This window comes from Halobaculum sp. MBLA0147, assembly GCF_041361345.1.
Taxonomy (GTDB): Archaea; Halobacteriota; Halobacteria; order Halobacteriales; family Haloferacaceae; genus JAHENP01.
Genome location: NZ_JBGKAD010000001.1, coordinates 1,910,838 through 1,925,782 on the forward strand (window position 1 = coordinate 1,910,838; position 14,945 = coordinate 1,925,782).

The 14,945-nt window shown below is 69.6% G+C and carries 16 protein-coding genes; 10 read left to right on the forward strand and 6 right to left on the reverse strand.

The window, feature by feature from the left end; genetic code table 11:
• Position 1: 1 nt before the first annotated feature.
• From RYH80_RS09080 to RYH80_RS09105, 6 genes are all read right to left on the reverse strand, one after another.
• Entirely contained in the window at positions 2-547 is a 546-nt protein-coding gene (locus tag RYH80_RS09080; protein ID WP_370904693.1) for a hypothetical protein, read from the reverse strand.
• A gap of 163 nt (positions 548-710) precedes the next feature.
• Entirely contained in the window at positions 711-1,508 is a 798-nt protein-coding gene (locus RYH80_RS09085; protein ID WP_370903541.1) for a DsbA family protein, read from the reverse strand.
• 148 nt (positions 1,509-1,656) lie between these two features.
• A complete protein-coding gene (locus RYH80_RS09090) occupies positions 1,657-2,214 on the reverse strand; it encodes a GNAT family N-acetyltransferase (RefSeq protein WP_370903542.1) in 558 nt (185 codons plus the stop codon).
• 192 nt (positions 2,215-2,406) lie between these two features.
• Positions 2,407-2,946, reverse strand: a complete 540-nt coding sequence (locus RYH80_RS09095; protein WP_370903543.1) for a DedA family protein — start codon at positions 2,944-2,946, stop codon at positions 2,407-2,409.
• A gap of 167 nt (positions 2,947-3,113) precedes the next feature.
• Positions 3,114-4,055, reverse strand: coding sequence for a pyridoxal 5'-phosphate synthase lyase subunit PdxS (gene pdxS, locus RYH80_RS09100; protein ID WP_370903544.1), 942 nt, complete (start codon positions 4,053-4,055; stop codon positions 3,114-3,116).
• Positions 4,056-4,126: 71 nt separating this feature from the next.
• On the reverse strand, positions 4,127-4,846 hold the full coding sequence (locus RYH80_RS09105) for a DUF7509 family protein (protein WP_370903545.1): 720 nt from the start codon (positions 4,844-4,846) through the stop codon (positions 4,127-4,129).
• A 103-nt stretch (positions 4,847-4,949) separates the two neighbouring features.
• On the opposite strand from RYH80_RS09105, the gene RYH80_RS09110 reads away from it, so the two are divergent.
• From RYH80_RS09110 to RYH80_RS09155, 10 genes are all read left to right on the forward strand, one after another.
• Positions 4,950-5,516 carry a winged helix-turn-helix domain-containing protein gene (locus tag RYH80_RS09110; RefSeq protein ID WP_370903547.1) on the forward strand — a complete coding sequence of 189 codons (567 nt, stop codon included), beginning with the start codon at positions 4,950-4,952 and terminating at the stop codon, positions 5,514-5,516.
• Positions 5,513-6,367, forward strand: coding sequence for an HAD family hydrolase (locus tag RYH80_RS09115; RefSeq protein ID WP_370903549.1), 855 nt, complete (start codon positions 5,513-5,515; stop codon positions 6,365-6,367). The genes RYH80_RS09110 and RYH80_RS09115 overlap by 4 nt, the downstream gene beginning before the upstream one ends.
• 73 nt (positions 6,368-6,440) lie before the next feature.
• Positions 6,441-8,066 carry a hypothetical protein gene (locus tag RYH80_RS09120; protein ID WP_370903550.1) on the forward strand — a complete coding sequence of 542 codons (1,626 nt, stop codon included), beginning with the start codon at positions 6,441-6,443 and terminating at the stop codon, positions 8,064-8,066.
• Between the two features lie 372 nt (positions 8,067-8,438).
• The gene (locus RYH80_RS09125; protein WP_370903551.1) at positions 8,439-9,263 is read left to right on the forward strand and encodes a hypothetical protein; all 825 of its coding nucleotides are present in this window, start codon (positions 8,439-8,441) and stop codon (positions 9,261-9,263) included.
• A gap of 692 nt (positions 9,264-9,955) precedes the next feature.
• Positions 9,956-10,990, forward strand: a complete 1,035-nt coding sequence (gene endA, locus RYH80_RS09130; protein ID WP_370903552.1) for a tRNA-intron lyase — start codon at positions 9,956-9,958, stop codon at positions 10,988-10,990.
• A 76-nt stretch (positions 10,991-11,066) separates the two neighbouring features.
• On the forward strand, positions 11,067-12,743 hold the full coding sequence (locus RYH80_RS09135) for a tryptophan--tRNA ligase (RefSeq protein ID WP_370903553.1): 1,677 nt from the start codon (positions 11,067-11,069) through the stop codon (positions 12,741-12,743).
• Between the two features lie 139 nt (positions 12,744-12,882).
• Positions 12,883-13,281, forward strand: a complete 399-nt coding sequence (locus RYH80_RS09140) for a 30S ribosomal protein S6e (RefSeq protein WP_370903554.1) — start codon at positions 12,883-12,885, stop codon at positions 13,279-13,281.
• Positions 13,282-13,286: 5 nt separating this feature from the next.
• A complete protein-coding gene (locus RYH80_RS09145) occupies positions 13,287-13,742 on the forward strand; it encodes a DUF7112 family protein (RefSeq protein WP_370903555.1) in 456 nt (151 codons plus the stop codon).
• A gap of 120 nt (positions 13,743-13,862) precedes the next feature.
• Positions 13,863-14,303, forward strand: a complete 441-nt coding sequence (locus RYH80_RS09150) for a hypothetical protein (RefSeq protein WP_370903556.1) — start codon at positions 13,863-13,865, stop codon at positions 14,301-14,303.
• 122 nt (positions 14,304-14,425) lie between these two features.
• Complete coding sequence (locus RYH80_RS09155; protein ID WP_370903557.1) at positions 14,426-14,881, forward strand: DUF5807 family protein; 456 nt, start codon at positions 14,426-14,428, stop codon at positions 14,879-14,881.
• Positions 14,882-14,945: the final 64 nt, after the last annotated feature.

Sequence of the window (14,945 nt, forward strand, 5' to 3'; positions counted from 1 at the left end):
CTCAGAGGTCGACGGGACAGCCGGCGATCTCGCCGCCGCGCATCCCGTCGGCGAGCCAGTAGATCGAGAGCGTCAACACGACGAGGGCGCCCAGCGCGAACTCCAACCCGTCCAGCGGGAGGAACAGCAACGAGGTCGAGACGCCCAACAGCGAGAGCAGCCCCAGCAACACCGCCGAGCCGCAGGCCGCACAGCCCGCGCCGAGGGTGCCGAGGACGACACCTGCCAGACTCCCGCCACCGCTCGCGAGCCCGACGCCGTGTTCGCGGAAGTGGTACACCGCCATCGCCACGTCCACCCCCGAGAGCGCGCTCACGACGAGCAACAGCCCACCCTGCGCGGGGCCGAAGGAGGTGCCGACGAACGGGAACAGTTCCACCAGGATGCGGAGCCGGTTCGCGAGCGGGAGGCTCCCGCCGACGACGACGTTCGCCACCAGCGGCACGTTCAACGACACGACGAACAGCGTCAACGCGACGACCGCCGCGAGCACGGCGCCGACGGCGTACGCCGGCACGGAGAGCACGAGCCGCGCGGTCCGGCCCATCAGCCGCCAGTCGTCGCGGCGCGTCGGCACGCGCGGCACCAACGAGTGGAGCCGGCGGCCGACTGCGGTAGCGCGACCGGACTCGGCCTCACCAGTGTCGCCGACGGGACCGGACTCGGCGTCACCCGCGTCGCCACCGACACTCGAGTCCGACCCCGCCACGTCAGGCCTCCCCGAGCGCGTTCGCGATCAGACTGTAGCTCACGCTCCCGTTGGCGGTCGTGACGAACTCTCCGTCGCGGAAGAGGACGAGCACGGGGGTCGTCCGACCCAGATCGGCCGCCTGCGCGGCGTCCACGTCGGCCTGCACGGCGTCGTCGTACCGCTTCTCGCGGGCGTCGGCGACGACCGCCTCGCCGTCGACGGGGGTGTCGGCGAGGAAAGACGCGGTCTCCTCGTACACCGTGTCCGTCGAGAAGCGAGAGCGGTTCGTGAAGTAGTGATCCAGCAGGTCCCAGAACGTCTCCGCGTCGCGGGCGAACGTCGCCTCCAGCGCCTGCGTCGCCGGCTTCCCCCACGGGTACACCACCGGGTACGTCCGGACGACGTACGCCGCCTCTCCGGGCTCGACGAGGTTCGAGCGGAGCTTCGGCACCGTCCGGTCGTGGAACGCCGCACACCGCACGCAGGAGGGGTCCTCGAACGCCAACACGGTGTGCCCGCCGAAGCTCCCGCGCCGCGGTTCCGCGCGGATCCCGGCCGCCGCCGGGTGGTCTCCCATCGCACCGAGCGCGGGTGTCGCCGTCCCGCTCTCGGTGGTCGACTCCGCGGTCGACGTACCGGTCGCCGTGTCACCTCCCGTCCCGCTCGCCGTCGTGGTCGGCTCCCCGCCGTCCGTCGTGGTGGGGGTCGCCGACGGCTCGGGGCTCGCGGCTGCGGTGTCGCTCCCACCGCCACCGCCGCCGAGACAGCCGGCCAGTCCCGCCGCCGCCAGCCCGGCCAGCAGTTCGCGTCTGTCCATACCGCCTCACGAGGTGGCCCGTGGGTAAACGTTCGCCGCCGAGGTGTACCGCCGACACGACCGCAGATCGACTCTGCCGTCACGACCACCGTTCGACGCCGTCACGACCACCGCTCGACTCGGCTCTCGTCGACTTCTCGACCCCTCGTCACAGCCCGTCCACGTCGGCGGTCGGCCGTCCGTCGAACTCGTCGGCGAACAGTCCGAACCGCAGGAGATCGCGGTAGCTTCCGTCCACGAGCAGCTCCCGGCGGTGACGCCCCTCTCGCTGGAACCCCAGCTTCTCCACCACGGCGGCGGAGGCGTCGTTCTCGGCGATCAGTTCGGCGACGACCTTCCGGAGGCCACGCTCGCGGAAGGCGTGGTCGACCAGCAGCCCGGCGGCGGCCGTCGCGTACCCTTGCCCACGCTCGTCGGGGGCGATCCAGTACCCCACCTCCGCGACCCCGCGCCGGACGGACTCGTCGAACAGGAACACCAGCCCGACCGGCTCTCCGTCGACACACGCCAACAGCGTCACGCCGTCGTCACCTTCTACCGCCTCTCGGCGGTACCGCTCCACACCGGCACTCGACAGCGGCTCGTACTCCCCGTTCGGGTACCTGATCGCCGGGTCGTTGCGGTGGCGCGCGAGGAACTCGTCGTCTTCGGGCTCGACGGTCCGGAGCGCGACGCGGTCGCCGCGACGGAACACGTGTCCTGGCACGCGACCGCGTTCGGGAGCCGCCGACAAGAGGCTCGTGGCGTCGTGGGCGCCCGGCGTCACACCGCGACCGGACGGGGACGCCCACGTTCGGGGTCGTGGCCTCCACTCCGGGGACGCCCGTCTGCGGAGCTCCCGTCTCCACTCCGGGGACCGCCATCTGTGGCCCCGTCGTCTCCGCTCCGGCGAGGCCGACTAGAACAGGACACCCTCGAGCGCGTCGATCCCGAAGACGTACACGCCGGCGAGGATCGCCTCGAACGACAGCGTCCCGAGCGCGGAGAGTAGGACGAACCGCCGCGTGTCCAACTCCGACAGGCCGGCGGGCACGGTCAACATCCCCCGGGTGAACAACAGCGTGTTGGACACGGGGACCACCACGGGGCCCCAGCGGTCGAACCACGAGTCGAACCGGTCGAGCGACGACTCGCTCACGCGGAACCACCGCTTCTGGAGGAGGTACTCCCGCCCACCACGCTGTGCGACGACGAACAGAGCCGTCTGCCCGACGGTCGCGCCGGCGACGGCGACGCCGACCACGCCGACGACGGTCTCCGGAGCCGTCCCCAACAGGACGAGACTCCCCGGGACGATCAACTCGGAGGGCATGAAGTACATCAACATCGCCCCCTCGAGGACGAACACCGCGAACAGCGCGACCAGTGCGAACTCGGACTCCAACAGCGACCGCAAGAACCCCGGCATCTCGTCGACGAACTGGAGCGGAACCACCATCTGTCACCGCCTACCGCACACCCGATGAAATGGTTTGTGTGTCGCGACGGCCGCGCCACCGGTCGCACGGCAGTAGCTCTCCGCTGGTACCGCCGACAGAAGTGGTGGCCGACTCCTCTCGTCTGGGCTCGACTCGTCCCGACTCGGCCGACTCGTCTCGCCCCGACTTACACGCCCCGCCCCTGCATCTTCTCCTCTTCGGGCAGGTCCGCGTTGGCGTCGCCACGCATCCCGCTGCCGGCACCGGACGCGATCTCGGCGAGTCGCTCGGGATCGTCCCAGTTGTTCACCGCCTCGACGATCGCCGTCCCCATCGCCTCTGGGTTCTCCGCGCCGAACACGCCGGAGCCGACGAAGATGCCGTCACAGCCGTGGTGCATCATCAGTGCGGCGTCCGCGGGCGTCGCGATTCCGCCGGCGGCGAAGTTGACCACCGGCAGCCGACCGAGTTCGGCCGTCTCGTGGACGAGGTGCAGCGGCGCCTCGTGCTCGCGGGCCCACTTCTCGCGTTCCTCGTGGCTCATCCCGGTGAGCTTCCGGATCGCGCTCTTGATGTTGCGCTGGTGGTGGACCGCCTGGTTCACGTCGCCCGTGCCGGCCTCCCCCTTCGTCCGGATCATCGCCGCGCCCTCGTTGACTCGTCGCAACGCCTCCTGGAGGTTGCGCGCGCCACAGACGAACGGCGAGGTGAACTCCCGCTTGTCGATGTGGTAGCGGTCGTCGGCGGGCGTGAGCACCTCGCTCTCGTCGATCATGTCGACGCCCAGCGCCTGGAGGATCTCCGCCTCCTTCGTGTGACCGATCCGGGACTTCCCCATCACCGGGATCGACACCTCGTCGATGATCTCCGGCACCACGTTCGGGTCCGGCATCCGCGCGACGCCGCCGCGCTTGCGGATGTCGGCCGGGACGGACTCCAGTGCCATCACCGCGACAGCCCCGCAGTCCTCCGCGATCCGCGCCTGTTCGGCGTCGACGACGTCCATGATGACGCCGCCCTTCTGCATCCGTGCGAACCCGCGCTTGACCGTCTCCGTCCCGCGCTCGGGTTCGGCCGCGATCTCCTCTATCGCGCCGCGCACGTCCTCTGGACCGTCGGTGTCGCTCATGGTGGTACACTGGAGTCGCGGCTACTTAACCCGCTTGATGGCGCCGATCCGCGAGAACGACGCGTGGCAGATCAGTCGACGTACTCGTTGAAGACTGGCAGCGGACGGTCGGGATCGTTCCGACGAAGACCGACGAGGAACTGCCTAACCTCGTCCGTCAGTTTCTCCTCGCTATCGAATCGGACTAGATCGACACCGTACGTACTCGGAACCTCGTCGATGCTGGCGCTCCCGAATCCGTCCGACTCGAACACACGGAAGCGTTCCGGTGGCTTTCGAACCGGCTCGTCGTTCCTTCGACGGAGGTGGAACTCCCCGAGGATACTCCCGACTTCGGAGCCAACACCGGTCGTCAGCCCTCCTTCAGTGAACACGAACACCACGGCGTCGCTGACTGCCGCGAACACCACGGACTGATCGAGAACCGACATCCCCTCTTCGTTCGGCTCGGCTCGGTGTTCAGTCGGAATCGGTACGTCCGTCGCCAGAAAGGCTCTGACGCCAATCTCTTCACGGAGACGCTCGCACAGGTCGTCTAAGACGGCTTCGTAGCTGGGTTCTCCGTCGACACGGTGACGTTCGGGATCGAACAACGGATCCTCGGCGAACTTCGACGCCAACTGATCCGCGTCCTCGAACGCGTACTCTGCGTCGAACGCCGTGTAGGGACCCATGACGAAGACGAACATCTCTTCGTCGAGTGGCTCTCCCGGCGCTTCGGGTGCACCGTCTCGGACGTACGAGACGACGGGCTCTCCGTCGTACCTGAATCCGAACTCCCGGTTCGTCACTGTGTTCGCGCACGAACGGCTAGTACAAGAATGTGAAAACATAGACCAGTAGAAAAGGTTAACGACCGTTAACCTGATATCGCGTGAGAATCAAGAGTGAGGTGTGAAGAGCAACATACAGCCCGACGAGCACTCCGAACCGTTGGACGAGGGTGACGTGTGTGCGTTCACCGACAGCGTGTTGTTCGGTGGAACGGTCGACTCTCTCGACGCACACGTCGAGCGGAAACGTGCGCTCGCAGATCCGTTCCGGTACAGCGTGCTGTATCTCACGTTCCTGTACGGACGTGTCTCTCGTAGCCGACTCGTGGAGGAGACTGGACGCGACAGCAACGACCTCCAACACCACCTGAAACGTCTGCTGGAGACGAACCTTCTCGCCGAAGTCCCTGCACCGGACGACGCGGACGGCCGGCGGACGTACTACCGAATCACGACGATGGGCAAGCAGGCGATCGGCAGTGACCTCTCACGACTCACGGACGAACAGAACGCAGCCGAGAAACAGTGGAGATCGTTCGCCGATCCGGCGTTCGTGGAGACGGACGACACCGAGGGCCGACGGCGGGTGGCGGTCTCGACCGCGAACGACGCAGAAGATCTCAAGCAGATGCAAGAATATCTCGCCCGAGCCGGGAGAGGACTCGACACGTCGACGAGCGAACGATGAGCGACTCGTCGACACTCGCCGTCGTCTTCGACTTCGACGACACACTGGCACCCGACTCGACGACGTACCTGCTCGAGGAGAACGGTGTCGACCCTGGGACGTTCTGGTCGGAACGGTTCGAGAACAGAATCTCCGACGGGTACGACCCGACCGTCGCGTACCTGACACTCCTGTTGGATCTCGTCGGTGAAGACGAACCGTTGGGAACACTGACAGAGAGTGATCTCCGTGACTACGGGTCCGAACTCGACGACGAACTGTACGAGGGGGTTCCGGGACTCTTCGACGACGTTCGAGCGATCGTCGCCGAGTACGACACCGTCGACGTGGAGTTCTACGTCGTCACCGAGGCGCTCGGACCAATCGTTCGCGGGACACACGTCGCAGACGAGTGTGAGGCGGTGTACGCGTCGGAAGTGGCGACCGACGAGAACGACGTTGTCGACCACGTCAAGCGGCCGATCTCGTTCACCGACAAGACGCGGTACCTGTTCGAGATCAACAAGGGAATCGAACGGTCGGCTGGTCGCGACAACCCGTTCGCGGTGAACGAGTCGCGGGACGAGAGTGCCCGAGCGATTCCCTTCGAGAACGTGATCTACGTGGGTAACGGGATGACCGACATTCCGTGTTTCTCGCTGGTGAACGACAGGAACGGCCACGTGTTCGCCGTGTCTCCGACCTCGGAGTCGCACAAACAGCGTGCGATTCGTGACATCGGTTCACCGCGCCGGACGAGACACGCGAGTGAACCCGCCTACGGCACCGACTCTCGACTGGGGTCGCTTCTCCGATTGACTATCGAAGGACTGTGTACAGAGCGGACCATCGACGAACTCGAAGCACTCTGATGTCGAGTGGTGAGAACGACTCTGTTCCGTCCAGCGGCAAGACACTTACCGCCAGGGCTCGCCGGCCCCACTCGTGCGACGACGTGCCCTCCTCGCGGCAGTCGCCGCCGGGCTCGCCGGCTGTGGCGGCCGGACGGCTCCCGGCGATCTCCCGACGACACCGACGGACGACACACAGACGCCGACGGAGACGCCGGCGACGGACGCCACTCCGGCGACGCAGGCGGCGACGGACGGCGGTCGCGGCGACCCGGAGACGTGGGTCGGCGACACCCGCGCCGTCGCCTTCGAGACCGGACCGCGGACGGTCGCGCTCGCCGCGCCGGGCGTGCGACTCGACTCGCTGCGACTCCGTGCGGGGTTCGCACGCACCGCCACCGCCGAGGGACCGGCGGTGCTCCGTGCCACCCTCGGGAACCCGAACGACTGGACGGAGACGCTCCGCCTGACGGAGATCCCGCTGTTCGAGCCCGTCCAGTCCGTCCGGCGCTCCGCCGAGGCCGGTGGGCCGGCGACACTGTACCTCGCGCCGACGGCGGCCCACGACCTCGCGGACGCGGCGACGCCCGCCGAGCGGGACCCGCGCGGCTACTGGCGGGCGACGGAGACACCCGACCCGCTCCCGGAGACGACCGAACTCGGGCCGGGCGAGACGCTGTACGGCGAGTACCACCTCCTCGGCCACGCGGACCGAACCGGCTTCGCGACCGGGGCCTACCAGTTCGACCACGACTCGGGGCTGACGCTGCACGTCTGGAACACCGAGACACCGGGACCGACGGCCGAGTCGCGGTTCGCCGGCATCAGTCCGCCGCCGTTGCCCGGCAGCGACGGGAGCGGTGGGAGCGACGGAACCACTTGGTACCACAACGCCGACGGGGACACGTCGACGTTCCTCCGGCCGAGCGCCGAGCAGGTCGCGACACCCGGTGCGGTGTCGTTCGAGGTCGTCAACCACACGACGGAGCGGCTCCCCGGCAACTACCACGACTGGAGCGTCCACAAGCTGGTCGACGGCCGGTGGCACCTCCTCGACCCGTGGGTGATCCCGATGCCGCTGACGCCGCTCGGTCCGGGGGAGACACACCGCTACGACCTGCGCGTGTTCCACGGCGCGTACGACGACGCGACGGCCGACGGCCGGCACGGGTCGGACGAACTCGTCGTCCCGTACCTCGGCGGGGGCCGGTACGCCTTCGACGCGACCTTCGGCGACGGCGTCGCCGCGCTGTTCGACGTGGACGCGCCGCCGTTGTCCGTCTCGCCGCCGTCGGAGGCGGTGTCGTCGACCGACGGAGACCGCGTCGAGATCCGCGACGGCGACTGGCGCGACGCCGACGGGACGGTGCCCGCCTCAAACTACCGGGTCACGGTCCGTGCCGAGCGGCTCACCGGGGCGACCGAGACGGGCGGCGACGGCACGCCGACCGGCGACGGCACACCCGACGGCGACGACGCGGACGACACCGGCGTCGGCGTGGCTGGGAACGGCCGGCTGGTCGTGATCGCCGAGCAGTTGTACCGCGAGCGGTACCGCGCCCTCCGCGGTGTGCTCTCCGGGTTCGGCGACGGCGTCTCGACGGTCCTGTTCCGGACCGCCGACGGCGGCCTCGGTGACGCGGTCCCGGCGTTCGACGAGTCGCCGCGCCGCGTCGTCTTCGACGGCGACGCCTACGCGGTCTCCACGAGTCGAGAGTAGACACCCGGTCGCGACGAGCCGGGAGTAGACACCAGGTCACGACGAGCCGGGAGTAGACACCAGGTCACGACGAGCCGGGAGTAGACACCAGGTCGCGACGAGCCGGGAGTAGTCAGTGTCGCAGGTGGCGTCCACCAGACACGCCGTCGCTCCACTCGAACACGGCCCCTGCCACGAGCGGGGCGACTCGTCGCGCGAGTCGCGGTCGGTGCTCGCGGCGACCACTCTCGCGTCTGGCCGACGGCCCCGGCCGCCGACGCCGTGCAACTCGGCGCAAACGGGTCGAAAACGGCGAAAAGCGGCGCCGAGAGTCCGAAATCCGGTGCGACCGTCTACCCCCCTCTTGTGTGGGCCGCTCCTGGCTCGACTCGCATGTCGATCAAAGCAATCGCGACCGCACTGATGCTGATCGTCGCCGGTGGTGGCGCGGCCGCCGCCGGAACGAGTGGACTGGCCGCCGTCCCGTCGGTGGCCGGCAACGCGGACACCGGTGCGACCGACGTGGACGTGGACGCGACACTGGACAACGACACGGTGACGCTCGTCGTCACCGGCGACAGTGGTGCCCTCTCGGGCGTGAACGTCTCCGTCGACGACGAGCGCGTCGGTACCACCGACGAGAACGGGACGGTCACGTTCGCACTGAACGAGACCGGCGTCGACCTCGCCGAGGACGCGGACGACGAGAGTGAGGACGAGTCCGAGGAGGCGGACGAGGACGAGTACGAGACGTTCGAGGTCGAACTCGTCGGTGACGGCGTCGCGGGCGAGCTGGAGTACGCGGTCCACGACGGCTCGCTGACGCTGCTCGAAGAGGAGTACGAGTACAGCGTGGCCGACGAGGAAGACGACGCCGACGAGGAGGACGACGAGGACGGCGACGACCTCCCCGAGGAGGCTGCGGACGCGCCGGGCCACGACGGTGACCTCCCGGAGGAGGCCAGCGAGCAGGCGAAGGAGAACGCCGCCGTCGGTGACGACGAGGAAGAGGAAGAGGAGGAGGAGTCGGAGTCCGAGGACGAGAGTGAAGACGAGCGCGAGGAGGAGGCCGACGAGGCCGACGAGGCCGACGAAGCCGACGAGGAAGAAGACGAGGACGACGAGGACGAGGACGAGGACGACGAGGACACACCGGGCAACTCCGGTGAGGCGCCCGGAAACTCCGGCGACGCGCCGGGGAACTCCGGCGGCAACTGAGGTGACTCCTCCCACACCCGCGACCACGCTCACTCGCACCCGCCGGGCGACGCGAGACACACGCCCGATCGTGGGTGACACCCGAGTGTGGACAGGGTGACCCCGCCGACGCGACGGCCCTCCACTGGGATAGGGGACCCCGCCGACACTGCGGCCCTCCGTCGTAGTACGCGACCCCGCCGACGCTGTGGCCCTCCACGACGACCCGCGAATCGCGACCCACACACCACGGATCACACACGACACACCACGACCCGCGAATCGCGATCCACACACCACGAACCACGGACTCGTCGTCGCCACGACCGGTGGCGACACGCTCTCCGGACGCCGGACCCGCACGCCCGCTCGATGACGAGGCTGCCACGCCGAGGGCGGGCGACTGCGGGTCGCACGGGGGGCACACGACAGCTGGCAGGTCGACCCGCGACCCGCACACGCCACTCGGCCGCGTCGTCTGGGGGCGACACGGCCGGACACGGGACACGACACGGCACACGGTGTCCGTGGGCGGCCTGGGGGCCGTCCACGACCACTCTCTCTCCGTTCTCTCGCTCACGTCACAGACGCCGGTGACCGCCGGGTGTGACACACCGAACAGCTCCGCCGGCACCGCCGACACCCCGCACGACACGCTCGCGGCCGCCGACGGGACCACAGCGCGTAAGTCTCGGCGCGACCGCGGAGCGAGCATGGACGGCACACTCCGCGACGGCGTCGTCGAGGTCCGGGGCACCGACGCCAGACAGCGGTACTTCGACTCCAGCGGCTACGGTCGCCCGCGCGGGGAAGGCGTCGACCTCGCCCGCGTTGAGGCCGCACACCTGCTGTACCGCGGTGACCTCGCCAGCGTCGACGGCCGCGGGTTCCGCGAGTTCTTCGTCGACGCCGTCGACGCCGAACCGCGGTTCGCGGCTCGCTTCCTCGTGTACGCCGACTTCCGGGAACGCGGCTTCTACTGTTCGCCCGCCAGAGACGGCTGGCCGGGCCACGACGCCGACCCGCTCCCGGATCTGACGGTGTACGAACGCGGCGCCGAACCGGGCGGCGCGGTCGCGTACCGCGTGCTCGTCGCTGGGGAACGCCGCGAGTTGCCCGCCCGTGACCTCGCCGGACTCTCCCTCGCGGTCGTCGACGAGGAGAGCGACGTGAGCTACTTCACCTGTACCGCCGGCGGCGGGTTCGAGGGGGCGACGACGACTGACCTCCCGTCCGGCGTGGCCGCGACGTTGCTCGACGACCGCGCGGTGTGTTGGGACCCGCCCGCCGCGTTGTACCAGTCGGCGTTCTACGGCCAGCCGGTCGCCGGGCGCGAGGCGGCCGTCGTCGATGCCCTCCAGTTGTCGCTCGTCGAGGCGGCGGACCTCGCGGCACGCGGGGCCGTCGACCTCGATCCGGCGGCGGTACGCGAGCGCGGCCGGACGGTGGAGGGCGAGCGGTTCGACCGCCGGCTGTCGGTGTACCGCGCCCTGCGCGAGGACGGCGTCGTGCCGAAGACGGGGTACAAGTTCGGCGCGGACTTCCGGACGTACGACGACGTGCCCAGCGTCGCGGAGTTGCCCCACTCGGAGGCACTGGTGCGGGTGCTCCCGGCCGATCACGCCTTCCACCCGCGCGAACTCGCCCTCGACGTGCGACTGGCCGGCGGCGTCCGCAAACGGATGGTGTTCGCGCTGGCGGACGACGGCGACCACCGGTGGCTCACCGTGGGGCGGCTGACGCCGTGAGGGCTCGGTGTCCACGAGAGACCACGACACGGCAAGCGAACGCTTTTGCCTCCGACCGCGGAACGAACTGACGCTCATGCGCGACCGAGACGCGCCACCCGAGGAGGCACAGCCCGACGACGATCCCGACCAGTCGGGCGCGTGGTGGCGCGAGACGGCCGCGACACCGCGTCGTCGCCCGGTGACCGACGGCGGCACGGACACGGAGGGTGTCACGCTCGACCCCTGGGGCTCGGCGACGGTGGGCGACTACGAGAACCTCTTCGCGGAGTTCGGGATCGAGGACTTCCGCGAGGTGTTAGACGAGGTCCCGGACCCGCACTACCTGATGCGGCGCCGCGTGATCTTCGGCCACCGGAACTACGGCCCGGTGGCGCGGGCGCTGGCGAACGACGAGCCCGCCGCCGCACTGTCCGGGTTCATGCCCACCGGCGACCCCCACATCGGCCACAAGCTCGTGTTCGACGAGCTGATCTGGCACCAACGGCAGGGGGCCGACGCCTACGGACTGATCGCGGACTTGGAGGCCCACGCCGCCCGCGGCCTCTCGTGGGCGGAGATCGACGAACACGCCCGCGACTACCTGCTGTCGCTGATCGCGCTCGGCTTCGACGCAGAGGAGGGGGAGCTGTACCGCCAGTCCACGAACGACCGCCTCCAGGATCTGGCCTTCGAACTCGGCGGGCACGCCCGCTTCGCGGAGTTCGAGTCGATCTACGGGTTCGACGGCGAGACCAGCGTCTCGCACATGCAGTCGGTCGTCACCCAGATGGCGGACATCCTCTACCCGCAACTGGACGAGCCGAAGCCGACCGTGATCCCCGTCGGGCCGGACCAGGACCCACACGTCCGCCTCGCACGCGACCTGGCGGCGCGGATGCGCTACTTCAAGGTGACCGAAGCGTTCGCGAGCTTCGAGGCCGACGCCGCCGAGCGTGCGCTCCTCCGAGAAGCGTACGACGCCCGCGAGACGTGGGCCGACGAGCCGGAGCGGCCGCGGTGTGAGGGTGCCGCCGCGTGGCTCGCGGACCGTCCCGTCGGTGCCGACGACGACGCGATCGCCGAGACACGTGCCGGTGCCCGCGACCGCGTCGTCGAGAAGCTCGAGAACGCGGGGATGGAGCCGCTGCGACCGCGTGTGCGGTTCCTCGACCGCAACGCGAACGACGAGGCCTTCGAGGCCTTGATCGAGGCCGTCGACGGCGAGAAGCGGGTGTTCGACGCCCACGTCGACGCCTTCGAGATGGACGCCGCCGAGGCCGAGGCGCTCGCCCGCGAGGTGGAGATCGACGCGGGTGGGTACGGCTTCGTCGCCCCCTCCTCGCTCTACCACCGGTTCATGACCGGGCTCACGGGCGGGAAGATGTCCTCGTCGGTGCCGGCGAGTCACATCTCGCTGTTGGACGACCCCGAGGACGGCTACGACAAGGTGAAGGCCGCCACCACCGGCGGTCGGACGACGGCGGAGGAGCAACGCGAGAAGGGCGGGAAGCCGGACGAGTGTCCCGTCTACGAACTGTACGCCTACCTCCTCTCGCAGGACGACGACGAGTTCGCCCAACGGGTGTACGACGAGTGTGCCGGCGGCGAGCGACTCTGTGGCGGCTGCAAGGAGCAGGCGGCCGAGTTGATGCGGGAGTTCCTCGAAGACCACCAGGAGAAACGCGAGGAGGCGGAGGAGGTCCTCGCGGAGTTGGACGTGGACCTCGACGTGGCTGGCTCGCGCCGCGGCGTCGCACCCGCCGAGGAGTGAGGCCGCGGCCCCCGACACGAGAGGCCGGGTCCCGACGGAAGGCTGGCCTCCACACGACCGGGAGCCGCCGTCTGCGTCGGGGTGACGGACGGGGACGGTATCGACGCCCTTTTGCGCCGAGACGGTGACTGTCGGGGTAATGGCAGAGTTCGACGTCGTCGTCGGCGACGACACCGGCGACACGCGACAGTTCGAGGTCGAAGGACAGGACGCCAACCGTTTCCTCGGTCGGGAACTCGGCGAGGAGGTCGACGGCGGTGCCGTCGGACTCGACGGCTACACGCTGGCGCTGACCGGTGGGTCCGACGACGCCGGGCGGCCGATGCGCGAGGACGTGGCGGGCGACTCGCTGAAGGAGTTGCTGCTGGAGGGTGGCGTCGGCTACGAGCCGTCTCGCGACGGCGAACGCAAGCGCGTCACCGTCCGCGGGCGTGAGATCTCCGAGGAGACGGCGCAGGTCAACGCCAGCGTCGTCGACGGCGGGTCGCTCGCGGACGCGCTGGACGACGACGAGGACGCCGACGAAGACGACGAGTGAGGTAGATGGCGGACCGCATCGCCAGCGACGCACCGGCAGTCGCGAGCCACCGCACGCACCTCGTGCGCTCCGGTGGGACGCGACTCCCGGCACTGGCGGTGCCCGACGCGGCCGCGCTCGCGGCCGGCGACCGGATCAGACTCGTTCTCGACGGTGACGTGTGTCACGCTCGCGTGGAGGGTGGCGCCGACGGGCCGGTGATCCGTGGCGCGTACGACACCGGCGGCGACCTCGCCGTGATCGACGGCCGCGACGACAGCGTCGCACCCGCGGACGTACCGAACCGGCTCGTCGAGTGGTGCCGTGCGGCCGACCGCGAGCGGGGGGACGCGGTCGAACTCGACGAACTCGACCCCGGCTTCCACTACGGGCTCCGCGCGCCCGGGGAGCGCGCCGTCTACGATATCCTCGACCGCCCGGACACCGGGCTCCGCGACATCGCACGCGACCTCGACGGCTGATGGGACGCGAGCGGGTGGTGTCGCCCTCGACAGTGCGTACCGCGGCGCGCCGATCGGTGTACGTACTGCGACGTGCCCGAGACGGCTACCCTCAAGTACGTCGACGGCGAACGGAGTCGTATGAGCGAAGACGAGACCATCGAGCCGTTGCTCGCAGACGCCGCAGACGACCGGCTCAGACAGCGTGCCGCGGGTGTCGGTGCCGTCGTCGGCGCCGTGCTCGGCGGTCGTCGCGGGCCGTTCGCGGCCGGGCTGTCTGCCGGTGTCGGTGGCGCGGTCGGCTACCTCGTCGGCGACGTGTTGGGTCGCCGCGGCGACGGCGACCTGCCGACACCAGACGTGGGCGGCGACCTCGCGGACGTGAGCGTCGACAGCGACGGCGGTGACCCGGTGACGATCGACATCGGTTCCGAGGACGCCGACGCGGACGCGGCCGAGTCGACAGAAGAGACGGACACGGAGGAGTCGGCAGCCGACGCGGAGACGGACACGACGGACGACGCGGGAACGGACGCGACGACGGACGCGGACGACGAGGACGACTCGACGGCCGAGGAGTAGCGCCCTCCGTCACCGACGCGCTCGGTTCGGTGACGAGGTCGTGTCTGCCGTCGGCGAGGCTACTCCCGCCGTCGCCGACCGCGACGAACAGCGTTTTTGACGCTGGACCGGCCACCGGGTGTATGGACGAGACCGACGACGGCGACGGCGGCGCACTGACGGCGTTCCTCGCCGGCGAGCGGCTGGCGGACGTAGCGATCTTCCTCGCGGACGACTACCTCGACACGGAGGGGCGGCTGGCCGAGCTCGGCGAGGCCGTCGACGGCGGGGTCGTCCTCGTCGTCGAGGGGGAGAAGGGCCGTCGCGCGTTCGCCTCCGGCACGGGGATGGACGCGGTGGAGTTCGCACAGACGGCGATGAACACCGACGGGCAGATCAACCGCCACCTCAACGGTGGCGACTGTCCGGCGACGGACGCCGACGGCCCTCACGCCGTCGAGTTCGCGTTCGCCTTCGCCGAGGAGGAGAACCCGGGCGTCGGTGGCCTCTACGCCGAGGGTGACGTGGTCCACGCCTACGCACACTGTTCGTGTGGCACCAGCTACTCCCACAAGTGGGTCGTCGGCGACCGCGCCTGATCCTCGCCGCGACGACGCTGACGACGCTGACGACGCTGACGACGCTCGACTCCAGTCCGTAGAC